The sequence below is a fragment of the Lichenicola cladoniae genome (assembly GCF_013201075.1).
Lineage (GTDB): Bacteria > Pseudomonadota > Alphaproteobacteria > Acetobacterales > Acetobacteraceae > Lichenicola > Lichenicola cladoniae.
In genome coordinates, this window is record NZ_CP053708.1 from 1,558,135 (window position 1) to 1,570,644 (window position 12,510).

Here is a 12,510-nt window from a genome sequence, read left to right on the forward strand (position 1 = left end):
GCTTCTGGTGCGACCGGTGCACGGGATTTGAGCAGAGAAAAACGATCAATTCGGTTTGTGGCCGCCCCTGGACAATGTGTCTGACATTGTATGGCACTGCCTGATCCGTGCAGACGCATTGTATGGAGATCGGGCGCCAGGCACCCCTTGGCACGAGCCTTGCGATGGTCGTCTGCAGAGACGGCGCCGTGCCGATCTCGCTGTGATCCATCCGGTCCGATCGATCGGAACACGCCCAAGAGGTGCCGCAATGCCGAAGGTCGAGAAAATCCCGAACCAGCCTGGCGACTATCTGGTCGATTACGAGGAGAAGGTGTTCGAGGATGTCCAGGCAAAGCCTGGCGAGAAGGCGCTCGTCACGTTCCACACGGTCGCGTTCGAAGGCTCGATCGGGCTGGTCAATTTGCTGCAGGCGACACGCCTGAAGCGCAAGGGTTTCGAGACCTCGATCCTGCTGTACGGCCCCGGCATCACGCTCGGCGTGCAGCGCGGGTTTCCGCGCCTGGGCGACGAGGCGTTCCCCGGTCATCAGAACTTCAACAAGCAGATCACAAAGTTCATGGAGGAGGGCGGCAAGGTCTATGCCTGCCGTTTCTCGATGCAGGCCCTGTATGGCCATGGCGAGGGCGCGCTGATCCCCGGCATCCGACCGATCGCGCCGCAGGACGTGCTCGACCTGATGCTGATCCATCGTCGCGACGGCGCCTTCATCCTCGATACCTGGACGCTCTGACGCCGATGGGAAAAATCGTCAGGGCAGCCGCAATCCAGTTGTCGCCGGTGCTGGAGAACGGCACCGGCACGGTGGAGAAAGTCTGCCAGGCGATCCGGAACGCGGCTGCACAGGGTGTGCAGCTCGCGGTCTTCCCGGAAACGTTCGTGCCATACTATCCATATTTCTCGTTCGTGATGCCGGCGTCGAAGATGGGCGCCGAGCATATGCGGCTCTACGAAAATGCCGTTACCGTGCCTGGCCCGATTACCGACATGGTAGCGGCGGAAGCGCGCGCCGCCGGCATGGTCGTCGTGCTGGGCGTCAACGAGCGCGATCACGGCTCGCTCTACAACACCCAGGTGATCTTCGACGCCGACGGCACCATCCTGCTCAAGCGACGCAAGATCACGCCGACATTCCATGAGCGCATGGTGTGGGGCCAGGGCGACGGCGCCGGCCTGCGCGTCGTCGAGAGTGCCGTCGGCCGTGTCGGCGCGCTGGCCTGCTGGGAGCATTATAACCCGCTCGCACGCTACGCCCTGATGACGCAGCACGAGGAAATCCACTGCGCGCAGTTTCCGGGCTCGATGGTCGGCCAGATCTTCGCCGACCAGATGGAGGTAACGATCCGCCATCATGCGCTCGAGGCGGGATGCTTCGTCGTCAACGCCACAGGCTGGCTCACCGACGAACAGATCGTGTCGATCACGCTGGATACCGGTTTGCAGCAGGCACTGCGTGGGGGATGCTGTGCGGCGATCGTGTCGCCGGAGGGGGTGCTGCTCGCGCCGCCGCTGCGGGAGGGCGAGGGCATGGTCGTAGCGGATCTCGATATGTCCCTGATCGTGAAGCGCAAGCGCATGATGGACAGTGTCGGCCATTATGCGCGGCCCGAATTTCTGAGCCTGCAGCATGACATGCGCCCGGCCATGCCGGTGCAGATCCAGCCCGCCTAGACGCATCGCCCACCCGGCTCGTTTTTAAAGAGGCCAGCGCATGTCGATCCAGACTTCGATGCCGATGAGCAGCCGGCAGTTGATCACCGAGCTGCAGTCGTTCGGTCTGAAGCTGGCCGACAGCGACAAGGGCGGCCAAAGCCGTCGCGGCGGTGCCGGTCCGTCGGACCACAAGGCGGTGACCGTCGCCGGCCAGACGGTGATGGTGCCGATCCATACGGCGACGGCGCGCACCTCGCCGTTCACCGCAGCCCCGCCGGACCCGAACGGCATCACGGTGCTGATGCGAGAGGGCATGGAGGTCGGCCGCATCGCCTTCCCGCGGCCGCCGCGCTTCTACGGTCTGCAGACGTTCGATGGCGTGCCGTACTGGAAGATCGCGCTGCTGCATGGCCGCGACACGCTGGCGACGACGGTGATGCAGACCTGCATCCGCTACCGCGACCAGCGCACCGCCTGCCAGTTCTGCGCGATCGGGCAGTCGCTCGAAGCCGGCCGAACCATCGCCCACAAGACGCCCGAGCAACTGGCCGAGGTCGCCCGGGCTGCAGTCCTGCTCGACGGCGTTCGCGACATGGTGCTGACCACCGGCACACCCAATCTCGACGATCGGGGCGCCGCGGTGCTGTGCGACAGCGCGTTTGCCATCAAGGCGGCGATCGACCTGCCGATCCAGGCGCAGTGCGAGCCGCCGCGCGACCCGGTCTGGTATGCACGGCTGAAAGCCGCCGGTGCCGACAGCCTCGGCATGCATCTCGAAGCCGCCACCCAGGATGTGCGTGCGCGCATCATGCCGGGCAAGGCGACGGTCAGCATCGAGCGCTACATGGATGCGTTCGCGCAGGCCGTGCCGGTGTTCGGCCGTGGCCAGGTCAATACCTACATTCTGGCCGGGCTCGGCGACACGCCGGACGAAATCCTGTGCCTGTCGGAACGGCTGATCGCGCTCGGCGTGTATCCGTTCGTGGTGCCGTTCGTGCCGATCTCGGGAACCGCGCTGGAAGATCATGCAGCGCCGACCCCGGACTTCATGCGCCAGGTGCTGCGTCCGCTGGGGCGCATGCTGCGCGACGCGAACTTGCGCTCGGTCGACATCAAGGCCGGCTGCGGCCGTTGCGGCGCCTGTTCCTCGCTCAGCGCCTACGAGGACTGAGCCGATGGCGATGTGGGACCAGCCGGCGGCGCCGTTCATCCCCGGGCAATACTGCGTGCGGATCGCGCAGGCCGCGTGGGAACGCGACGGGCATTTCCGCCTACGCCACGAGGTGTTCTGCGACGAGCAGCAGGTGTTCAGCAGAACCGATCGCGACGCCATCGACGATGATGCGATCCTGCTGGTCGCCACCACCTGCGTGCTCGGCAGCCCGCATAGCGTGGTCGGCGCGGTGCGCATCCACGAGGACGAGCCGGGCTCGTGGCGCGGATCGCGGCTGGCGGTGCAGGCCGATCACCGCCGGGTCGGCAGGCTCGGCGCGGAACTGATCCGGCTGGCGGTCTGCACGGCCCACCAGAGGGGCGCCACCCGCTTCCTGGCCCAGGTGCAGGTGCAGAACGTCACCCTGTTCGAGCGCATGAACTGGCGTTCGCTGGAGCAGATCACCGTGCACGGCTTGCCGCATCACCTGATGCAGGCGGACCTCGCGCATTATCCGCCGCACGGGCTGGTCGAGACGCGGATGGTGCGGCCGCTTGCCGCACGGGCGATGGCGCAGGCGGCCTGATGGACGGTGCTGCCTCGCTGGTCGCGTCCCTGGCCGCGGAGATCCGCCAGAGCCGGGCGCTGGCGCACAAGGCCGATATCGGGCTGGTGACGTCGCGGCTCGGCATCGGTGTGCCACGCGGGTCGCAGCCGGTCCGCGTGGGTGACGATTGCGCCGCGATCCCGGATGGCGACGGCTTCCTGCTGTTCGCGATCGAGGGCTTCCTGGACAGCTTCGTGTCCGCCATGCCGTGGTTCGCCGGCTATTGCGGGGTGATGGTCAATCTTGGCGACATCGCGGCGATGGGCGGTCGCCCCATCGCCGTGGTCGATGCGATCTGGAGCCGGGACCAGACCCAGGCAGCGCCGATGCTGGACGGGCTGTCGGTGGCGAGCACGCGCTACGGAGTGCCGATCGTCGGCGGGCACAGCAACCTGCGCAGCGAGGGCGAGCAGCTCTCGGTGGCGGTGCTGGGACGCGCCAGCCGCCTGCTCACCAGTTTCGACGCACAGCCGGGCCACGTCCTGGTCGCTGCCATCGACCTGCGCGGCGCCTACCACGACCCGTATCCGTTTTGGGATGCCAGCACGCGCGGCGCCAGCGGCGAGCGGCTGCGCGGCGATCTGGACATCCTGCCGGAGCTTGCGGAGGCCGGCCTCTGCGGGGTGGCCAAGGATATCAGCAACGGCGGGTTGCCCGGCACCGCGCTGATGCTGGCCGAATGCTCCGGGGTCGGGTTCAGCATCGAGCTCGACCGCATCCCACGGCCCGAGGGCGCCGATCTGGGGCGCTGGCTGACAGCCTTCCCGAGCTTCGGTTTGCTGCTGTCGGTGGCGCCCAGGGATGCGACTGCAGTCATGGCGCGGTTCGCGGCGCGCGGTATCGCGGCGGCGGCGATCGGCACGTGCGAGGCCGGCACACGGCTCGACCTGATCCAGCACGGACGGCGGGAGACCTGCTGGGATCATTCCATCATGCCCCTGCTCGGATGCGGCGGGATCGCGGCGTGACGCGGATCGCCGTGCTTGTGCATTCCACCAATCCGCGCGGCGGCGTGGTGCATGGCATGCAGCTCGCGGAAGCGCTCTGCGACGCCGGCCACCAGGCGACACTGATCGCTCCGGACGTGGGCGGGCAGGGCTTCTTTCGCGAGCCCCGATGCGCGGTGCTGACCATTCCCGCGAAACCGGAGATCGATACCGTCACGATGGTGTCGCGCCGGATCGACGAGATCGCGGCCTTCCTCGAACAGCCGGCGACCGGGTCTTTCGATATTTATCATGCACAGGATCCGATCGGCGCGAACGCGCTGGCCGGTCTGGTCGGGACGCGTCGTATCCAGGGTTTCGTCCGCACCGTGCATCATCTCGACAGGTTCGATGACCCGCGCCTCGCCGCGTGGCAGGCGCGCGGCATGCACGCCGCCAGCCGCGTCTGCGTCGTCAGCCGGCTCTGGCGGGACCGGCTGCAGCACGACCATGGCGTGACGGCCACCATCGTCGGCAATGGCGTCGACACCGCACGCTTCACGCCCCGGGCCGATCCCCATGACGCGGCGGTGCGTGCGCGCCTCGGGCTGCCGGTCGGAACCGGTCCGATCGTCCTGGCCATGGGCGGCATCGAGCCACGCAAGAACACCCTGGGCACGTTGCAGGCATTCCAGCTTCTGGCCGGCTCCTATCCGGGTGCCAGGCTGGTCATCGCCGGCGGCGCCACGCTTCTGGATCATCGCCCCTACCGGGAGCGCTTCGATACGGCCCTGGCGCGATCCGGGGTGGCGGACCGGGTGATCGTGGCGGGTGTCATGCCGGATGATCAGCTTCCGGCGCTCTACCGGATTGCCGACATGCTGGCATTTCCGTCGCTCGAGGAAGGGTTCGGACTTTGCGTGCTCGAGGCGATGGCGTGCGGCCGGCCGGTGATCGTGTCGGACATCGCGCCATTCACTGAATATCTGCAGCCGGACGATGTGCTGTGGGCCGCGCCGGACGAGCCGGGCTCGATCCTGATGGCGATGCTCGAAGCGCTGGACACAAGAATTCGCGACCGGCTGCACGAAACCGGGCCGGGACGCGCGGCGGCGTTCGGATGGAACGGTGTCGCGATGGCGCATCTGCCGGTCTATGCCGCACTCGATCGAACCCTGGAACCGAACCATGCCTGAGATGAAGTTCAACGTGCGCTGGCCGGACGATACGGAAAGCCTGTGCTACTCCCCATCGTTGGTGATCGAGGAGCATCTTGCGCCCGGCACCAGCTATACGCTCGACGATTTCATCGGCCGCAGCCGGACTGCGCTGACCATTGCCAGCGATCGCGTCATGCAGAAATACGGTTTCCCGTGCTCGCGTGCGATGGGCCAACTGGCGGAACTCGAACGCCTTGTCGCCGGCTTCCGGGGACATGACCCTGCGTCACCGGACGGGCGGGTGACCGTGCTTGCCTTCCATCGCGACAACGCGCCCCAGGCAGGAGCCAGGAGATGACGGTCGACGAAACCGGCCCCGGCGTCGAGCATAAGGCGGTCGTGATCGTCGGTGGTGGCCAGGCCGGGCTGTCTCTGAGCTGGTTCCTGTGCCGGGACGGCATCGACCATGTCGTGCTCGAGCGCGAGACGCCGGGCCATACCTGGCGGAACGAGCGCTGGGACAGTTTCTGCCTGGTGACGCCGAACTGGCAGTGCCAGCTTCCTGGCTATCCCTATGCCGGCAACGATCCCTACGGCTTCATGGTCAGGGACGAGATCGTCGCCTATCTCGACGGCTTCGCAAAGTCGTTCTCGCCACCGGTCAGGAGCGGCGTGTCGGTCGATGGCCTGACGGTGCGCGCGGAGGGCGGCTTTGCACTCCGGACCAGTGCCGGCGCGCTGACCGCGGACCGGGTGGTGATCGCCACCGGCGGGTATCACGATCCGATCCTGCCGCCGTATGCTTCGGCGCTCGATAGCAGCATCCTGCAGGTGCACTCGTCGGACTATCGCAACGGTGCATCGCTGCCCGATGGTGCGGTGCTGGTGGTCGGCACCGGCCAGTCCGGTGCGCAGATCGCCGAGGACCTGCATCTGGCCGGACGGCAGGTGCATCTGTGCGTCGGGGCGGCCCCGCGGGTCGCGCGTTTCTATCGCGGCAAGGACGTGGTCGAGTGGCTGCATCTGATGGGCTACTACGACATCTCGGTCGACCGGCATCCGCTGCGCGAAGGCGTGCGCGACAGGACCAACCACTACGTCACCGGACGCGACGGCGGCCGTGACATCGATCTGCGTCGGTTCGCGGTCGAGGGGATGCGCCTGCATGGCAGCCTCAGCCTGGTTGGCGACGGGATCGCGCACTTCAACGACGACCTGGCCGCGAACCTGGACGATGCCGATCGCACCAGCGAGAACATCAAGCGATCGATCGACCAGTATATCGAGCGCGAACGGATCGAGGCGCCGGTCGAAGCTGCCTACGTCCCGGCATGGCAGCCCGAACGGTCCCTGCCCAGCCTGGATCTGCGGGAAGCCGGCATCGGTGCGGTGATCTGGTGCATCGGCTTCCGGCCGAACTATCGCTGGATCAACGTGCCGGTGTTCGACGGTCGCGGCGTGCCTGCGCATCACCGTGGCGTCACGCCGCAGCCAGGCCTGTTCTTTCTCGGACTTCCCTGGCTGTACACATGGGGATCCGGACGGTTCTCCGGTGTAGCCAGGGACGCCGAGTATCTTTCGACCCGCATGCACGAGCAACGCCGAGTTTAGCCGTCCGGCTGCCTCGGCGCTGTCGCGGTGCGCCGTTACTTCGAAGTCTTCGTCCAGACATGAACCCATGCGACGGACGCGTTGGCCGACCATCCGGTCAGGGGCTTGGTTCCACTGCCTTGCGGGCAACCGGCCCATCCATCGTAGCAATCTCCCGTATAGAGACTGAGTACCGGAAACAGCGGTCCGGTCTCGCCCGTGCGTGCAGGCGCGTGGCCCTGTTGCACGCCGTCGAGAAACCAAGTGATGGTCTTGCCATCGAGCAGGACGCCATAGGTGTGGTAACCGCTACTGAGCGGCGTCGCAGAGTTGTAGTAGTACTGTTGCGCCAGGTTGTTCGTACTATAGTGGTTCGTCATGTAGCTTAGTTTCGGGACGTCGCCGCGAACTTCGGTGATGTCGACTTCCGGTGGCCATGCACCACTCTGCGGCAGCAGCCACCAGGCGGTCAGCGTCCCCGCCTTCGGCGCGGTCTTGATGCTGGCCTCCCAATAGGCGTTCGAATATGCGGTGCCGAACGCATCGAGATGTGCATACGAATAATCGTGCATCGTCCCGGCGCAGGCAGGAATGGATTCAAGCGACTGGATATGGAGCGTCAGGCCGTTCGACCCCGGAACCTGCGAGCTGGGAATAAATGCCTGCTCGCACGCATCCGTATTCTGATACCACCACGTATTTTCCCATTGCGCCGGGATGGTTTTGAAGTTGTCAGATCGGATCTCGGTATAACCGGACTTGGCAGGATCGAAAGCCAGGGCGGGTGTCACTGTCGTAATCAGTAGTGTGACACTAGGAACTATCGCAGCCAAACATGAAAAACGTTTTTGAGATGTCGACATATGATGACCTCCAGATAAATTCTGGCGGGATCTTTATGCACCGATGCAATGCACGTCAATCTAGACAGGGTTATTCAAGGTGAAGTTGAGCTATCACGATACATGGAGCCAGTATCAGCAACAGAGCTTAATCTTCTTCTTCGTGTTCTTGTCGCACCTGTCCATAAATCGGCAAGCGCTGTCTCGATCGCACTCGTCTTATGGTGGCGCCCGGGGGCGCAAAGCCCGTCTCTGGTGGTGCGGATAAAGATTATCTGTCGCGACTCCGGCTGTTCCGGAGATTAAGCTCATAAATATTCTCTGGCACGTCATGAGAACGCTTATTGCAATCTGATCCAGTTCGACTGTGATCTGCTGCCACGTATGCTGCAACCGGCAAGAAGAACAATACGCATCGGCAACGAATGTCGATGCCGGATAGATCCTCATGCAGCAGGCGTGAGCCCGACACCGCCCACCTAATGGCCGGTGTCGGGCTCTGTCGCGATCAGGCCGTACCGAGTGCCTCGCGCATCGTCTCCAGCTGGAGCCAGCGCTCCTCTGCCGCCGTGAGCAGCGCCTCGGTACGGGTCAGCAGATCGGTCGCCGCGGCGAAGGTGGTGGGGTCGCGGCGATAGAGGTTTGCGTCGGCGAGCACGCTCCGGAGCCGCCAGATCTCCGCCTCGTGGGCCGCGATCTCGCCCGGCAACTGCGCCAGCGCATGCTTGTCCTTGAACGACATCTTGCGTGGCTGCGACTTGTCGGAACGGGTGCCTGGGGTGTTCCCACGCTTGGCCGGCGCGCCGGAGCTTCCGGCAAGACCGCCGCCCTGGGCGACCATGTCGCTGTAGCCGCCGGCATATTCGGTCCAGCGCCCGCCACCGGCCGCGGCCAGAACCGAGGTCGCGACACGGTCCAGGAAGTCGCGGTCATGGCTGACCAGCAGGACGGTACCGGGGTACGCCGCCAGCATGTCCTGCAGCAGGTCGAGCGTCTCCAGGTCGAGGTCGTTGGTCGGTTCGTCGAGCACCAACAGGTTGGATGGCCGCGCCAGGGCGCAGGCCAGCATCAACCGTCCGCGCTCGCCGCCGGACAGCACGCCGACAGGGGTGCGCGCCTGCTCCGGACGGAACAGGAAGTCCTTCATGTAGCCGATGACGTGCCGCTTCTCGGTGCCGACCAGCACGGTGTCGCCGCCGCCGCCGGTCAGCGTGTCGGACAGGGTGGTATTCGCGTCGAGGCTCTGGCGCTGCTGGTCCAGGGTCACGACGGACAGGCTCTTGCCGACGTTGATCTTGCCGCTGTCGGGCTTGTCCAGCCCGGTCAGCAACCGCAGCAACGTGCTCTTGCCGGCGCCGTTCGAGCCGACGATGCCGAGACGGTCGCCGCGCAGCACGCGCAGGTCGAGATCCTGCACGATCGGCCGGTCGCCGTACGATTTCGACATACCCTCGGCGACCGCCACCAGCTTGCCGGACAAGCCGGTGCCGCTGGCCTCGAGCTTCAGCCCCTGCGGATTATGGATGGTGTCCTGCCGGGTCTGGCGCAGTGCCGCCAGCTCGCCGACGCGCCTGACGTTGCGCTTGCGCCGGCCGCTGACACCATGGCGGATCCAGTCCTCCTCGCGGGCGATCTGGCGGTCGAGCTTGTGGGCATCGCGCTCCTCCTGGTCCAGCACCTCCTCGCGCCAGCTCTCGAAGCGGGCAAAGCCCTGGTCGAGCCGCCGGGTGGTGCCGCGATCGAGCCAGACCACGCTGCGCGACAGCGTTTCCAGCAGGCGGCGGTCATGGCTGATGATCACCATCGCAGACTGCAGCGAGGTCAGCTCGCGCTCGAGCCATTCGATCGCCGGCATGTCGAGATGGTTGGTCGGCTCGTCGAGCAGCAGCAGGTCGGGGGAGGGTGCCAGGGCCCGTGCCAGCGCCGCACGCCGCGCCTCTCCGCCGGACAGGCGCTTGGGATCTTCCGAGCCGGTCAGTCCGAGCTCGGACAGCAGCGCCGGTGCGCGATGTTCCTCGTCGTTGGGGCCGAGGCCGCCGAGCACGTAGTCCAGCGTGGTCTTGAAGCCCGAGAGGTCGGGCTCCTGGGCGAGGTAGCGGACGGTCGTGCCCGGCTGCAGGAAGCGCTTGCCGGAGTCCGACTGCAGCTCACCCGCCGCGATCCGCAGCAGGGTCGACTTGCCCGAGCCGTTGCGTCCGACGAGGCAGAGGCGCTCGCCGGGCGACACGCCGAAGCCGGCGCCGTCCAGCAGCGGCTTGCCGCCGAGCGTGAGAGTGATGTCCTGGAGAAGAAGCAGAGGTGGCGCCATCCGCGGGTTCTCGCCGATGGCGCCACGCCATGCAACTCGAACGAGGTGCGGGTGTCGCCTGCGTCGTGCTCTCGATCTTCGCAGGTTGCCGGCGGACCGTCGTGCCCGCTGCGGTTTTGTTCGGGTCGGACGGGGCTGCGTAGAGGGTCTAAAGCGCGCTGGAGAGGTTCTGGTTGTTGTCCGCCGCAGTCTTGGTAACGGAATGGCGTCGCGCGCCGGGAACGGCCCGTCGGCGGCAGCGGCGTTGTGTCGCATCGCCCTGGACCAACCCGGTTCATTATGGCGTCTGCGCGGGGGCATCGCCGCCGACCTGGCACGGACCGAACCCGTGCCCGTCGCCGCCGTATCCAGAGCCGCCATGGCGACGCCCGAAACCCAATGATCGCATGCCGTAGATCGATCCCTGCTCGCCACAGCCGCGATGGGAAGCACCAGGCCTCCTCGCTGCGGCGCAGGGAGCGGCCTACCAAGGGCGACCCGGACCGCGCACAAGCCCGTCAGACGCAGGATACGGCTTCCGGAACTGCTACCAGGCCTGACGGCCAATTAGCGATCGAGGGACGGACTGCTTCCCGGAACGGACGAGAATCAAACAGGCTATGGCCGGCATAGAAGCATTGTCCAAACGGCAGCGGGCGCGCTGCCCGGGTAGCTTCCCCAGGCTGCGCGCCCGTCCGTTCGCAGTCAGTTCACCGTGCGCGACGGCGGCTGCGTCGACACCATCCGGATGTCGTTGCCGGTGCCGGTGCGGCGTTCGATCGACGGTTCCGGGATCGTCCGCGCGGGACGGGCGGGACGAGGTACTTCGGTTCCGGCCCGTGACAGCGCCGAGACGAACGACCTGCCCCAGCCGAGCGCCGAGGCGTCCTTGATCGCTTCCCAGCACGCCTTCCACCGGTCCTGCCGCTCCGGCCTGCTCATGCGCAGCGCCAGATCGAGAGCATCGGCGATCTCGTCGGGATCGACCGGGTTCACCAGGATCGCCGCACCGAGCTGACGAGCCGCGCCTGCGAACTTCGAGAGGACCAGCACGCCGGGATCGTCGGGATCCTGGGCCGCGACATATTCCTTGGCGACCAGGTTCATGCCGTCACGCAACGGCGTCACCAACCCGATCCGCGCCTCACGCATGAAGCCGGCGATCGCGTCGCGGCCGACACCACGGCTGATCAGCCGGATCGGGGTCCAGTCGGCCTCGCCGAGCGTCGCGTTGATCGCGCCGGCGGACCCTTCGAGGTCGTCGCGCAATGTCTGGTAGGCATCGACATCCTGCCGGCTGGCCGCGGCGATCTGCAGGAACGTCGTCTGCCTGGACCACTGGTTGCGGGTCTCCAGCAAGCGACGATAGCCAGCCAGGCGATGACGCAGGCCCTTGGTCGGGTCCATGCGGTCGACACCGAGGATAAGGCTCTGGCCGTCGAGGCTGCGACGCAGGCGCGCTGTCTCGGCGTTGCCATGCGCCTGCTCCGCCATCTCGGCGAAATCATGCGGGTCGATCTCGACCGGGAACGCTCCGACGCGGATCTGGCGGTTGCCGAGCTGCAGCCCGCCACCGGCCAGCCGCGCGGCGCCGGCGATGCGCTGTGCCGATGCCGCGAAATTCTCCGCATCGTTCGCGGTCTGGAAGCCCAGCAGGTCGGCGGAGAGCAGGTCGCGGATGAACTGCGACGCTTCCGGCACGCTGGACAGCATGTCCGGGCTCGGAAACGGCGTGTGAAGGAAGAAACCGATCGGGCAGGTGACGTTGCGCGCGCGCAACGACGCCGCCATCGCCAGCAGGTGGTAGTCATGGACCCAGATGGTGTCGGTCGAGCGCAACAGCGGCACCAGCACATCTGCAAGGCGCATGTTGACCGCGCGATACCCCTGAAGGCTCCGGCGGTCGAAATTCATCTGCTCGGGAAGCGAGTGCATTAACGGCCACAACGTGCCGTTCGAGAAGTTGTTATAATAGAGCTCGAGCTCTTCGGGAGTCAGATCGACGGTGGCGTAATCGACGGCGCCATGCTGCACCAGGGCAGGGGTCGTTGTCGCGGATCCGGTCGAGGTATGGCCGCTCCAGCCGAACCAGAGCCCGCCCTGGCGCTCCATCAGGTCGTTCAGCGCAACCGCGAGACCACCAGCCTTCGCGTCTCCGGTCGGGATTGATACTCTGTTCGATACAACGACCAGTCTGCTCATTTGCCACTCCCCGCGTCGAAACAGACGGCTCGCGCTCGGATGTTACACATGCGCCGCAACTAGCCTGGTCTGTCCAGCACGTTCCTGGAT

At 66.2% G+C, this 12,510-nt stretch carries 11 protein-coding genes; 8 read left to right on the plus strand and 3 right to left on the minus strand.

Annotated features, from left to right (window positions below):
- Window positions 1–250 precede the first annotated feature (250 nt).
- Genes HN018_RS07235 through HN018_RS07270 form a run of 8 tightly spaced genes read left to right on the plus strand, consistent with a single transcriptional unit; the run spans window position 251 to window position 7,110 of the window.
- Window positions 251–733: an MSMEG_0572/Sll0783 family nitrogen starvation response protein gene (locus HN018_RS07235; RefSeq protein WP_171834852.1), complete on the plus strand. Its 483-nt coding sequence runs from the start codon at window positions 251–253 to the stop codon at window positions 731–733.
- Window positions 734–738: 5 nt separating this feature from the next.
- On the plus strand, window positions 739–1,671 hold the full coding sequence (locus tag HN018_RS07240; protein ID WP_171834853.1) for a Nit6803 family nitrilase: 933 nt from the start codon (window positions 739–741) through the stop codon (window positions 1,669–1,671).
- A 40-nt stretch (window positions 1,672–1,711) separates the two neighbouring features.
- A complete protein-coding gene (locus HN018_RS07245) occupies window positions 1,712–2,824 on the plus strand; it encodes an MSMEG_0568 family radical SAM protein (RefSeq protein ID WP_171834854.1) in 1,113 nt (370 codons plus the stop codon).
- Between the two features lie 4 nt (window positions 2,825–2,828).
- Window positions 2,829–3,392: an MSMEG_0567/Sll0786 family nitrogen starvation N-acetyltransferase gene (locus HN018_RS07250; RefSeq protein ID WP_171834855.1), complete on the plus strand. Its 564-nt coding sequence runs from the start codon at window positions 2,829–2,831 to the stop codon at window positions 3,390–3,392.
- Window positions 3,392–4,381 carry a sll0787 family AIR synthase-like protein gene (locus tag HN018_RS07255; RefSeq protein WP_171834856.1) on the plus strand — a complete coding sequence of 330 codons (990 nt, stop codon included), beginning with the start codon at window positions 3,392–3,394 and terminating at the stop codon, window positions 4,379–4,381. Before HN018_RS07250 ends, HN018_RS07255 begins: the two co-directional genes overlap by 1 nt.
- Complete coding sequence (locus HN018_RS07260) at window positions 4,378–5,535, plus strand: MSMEG_0565 family glycosyltransferase (protein WP_171834857.1); 1,158 nt, start codon at window positions 4,378–4,380, stop codon at window positions 5,533–5,535. The genes HN018_RS07255 and HN018_RS07260 overlap by 4 nt, the downstream gene beginning before the upstream one ends.
- The gene (locus HN018_RS07265; protein WP_171834858.1) at window positions 5,528–5,857 is read left to right on the plus strand and encodes an MSMEG_0570 family nitrogen starvation response protein; all 330 of its coding nucleotides are present in this window, start codon (window positions 5,528–5,530) and stop codon (window positions 5,855–5,857) included. Before HN018_RS07260 ends, HN018_RS07265 begins: the two co-directional genes overlap by 8 nt.
- A complete protein-coding gene (locus HN018_RS07270; RefSeq protein WP_171834859.1) occupies window positions 5,854–7,110 on the plus strand; it encodes an MSMEG_0569 family flavin-dependent oxidoreductase in 1,257 nt (418 codons plus the stop codon). The genes HN018_RS07265 and HN018_RS07270 overlap by 4 nt, the downstream gene beginning before the upstream one ends.
- 35 nt (window positions 7,111–7,145) lie before the next feature.
- On the opposite strand, the gene HN018_RS07275 is transcribed toward HN018_RS07270, so the two are convergent.
- The 3 genes from HN018_RS07275 to HN018_RS07285 form a co-directional block, all read right to left on the minus strand.
- Window positions 7,146–7,880 carry a glycoside hydrolase family 16 protein gene (locus HN018_RS07275; RefSeq protein ID WP_171834860.1) on the minus strand — a complete coding sequence of 245 codons (735 nt, stop codon included), beginning with the start codon at window positions 7,878–7,880 and terminating at the stop codon, window positions 7,146–7,148.
- 559 nt (window positions 7,881–8,439) lie between these two features.
- Window positions 8,440–10,239 carry an ABC-F family ATP-binding cassette domain-containing protein gene (locus tag HN018_RS07280; protein ID WP_171834861.1) on the minus strand — a complete coding sequence of 600 codons (1,800 nt, stop codon included), beginning with the start codon at window positions 10,237–10,239 and terminating at the stop codon, window positions 8,440–8,442.
- Window positions 10,240–10,923: 684 nt separating this feature from the next.
- A complete protein-coding gene (locus tag HN018_RS07285) occupies window positions 10,924–12,420 on the minus strand; it encodes an alpha,alpha-trehalose-phosphate synthase (UDP-forming) (protein ID WP_171834862.1) in 1,497 nt (498 codons plus the stop codon).
- Window positions 12,421–12,510 lie beyond the last annotated feature (90 nt).

What these genes read in the sequence shown, in the direction of transcription:
- HN018_RS07235 (WP_171834852.1), top strand. Translation starts at nt 251, where the DNA reads ATGCCGAAGGTCGAGAAAATCCCGAACCAGCCTGGCGACTATCTGGTC.
- HN018_RS07240 (WP_171834853.1), top strand. Translation starts at nt 739, where the DNA reads ATGGGAAAAATCGTCAGGGCAGCCGCAATCCAGTTGTCGCCGGTGCTG.
- HN018_RS07245 (WP_171834854.1), top strand. Translation starts at nt 1,712, where the DNA reads ATGTCGATCCAGACTTCGATGCCGATGAGCAGCCGGCAGTTGATCACC.
- HN018_RS07250 (WP_171834855.1), top strand. Translation starts at nt 2,829, where the DNA reads ATGGCGATGTGGGACCAGCCGGCGGCGCCGTTCATCCCCGGGCAATAC.
- HN018_RS07255 (WP_171834856.1), top strand. Translation starts at nt 3,392, where the DNA reads ATGGACGGTGCTGCCTCGCTGGTCGCGTCCCTGGCCGCGGAGATCCGC.
- HN018_RS07265 (WP_171834858.1), top strand. Translation starts at nt 5,528, where the DNA reads ATGCCTGAGATGAAGTTCAACGTGCGCTGGCCGGACGATACGGAAAGC.
- HN018_RS07270 (WP_171834859.1), top strand. Translation starts at nt 5,854, where the DNA reads ATGACGGTCGACGAAACCGGCCCCGGCGTCGAGCATAAGGCGGTCGTG.
- HN018_RS07280 (WP_171834861.1), bottom strand. Translation starts at nt 10,239, where the DNA reads ATGGCGCCACCTCTGCTTCTTCTCCAGGACATCACTCTCACGCTCGGC.
- HN018_RS07285 (WP_171834862.1), bottom strand. Translation starts at nt 12,420, where the DNA reads ATGAGCAGACTGGTCGTTGTATCGAACAGAGTATCAATCCCGACCGGA.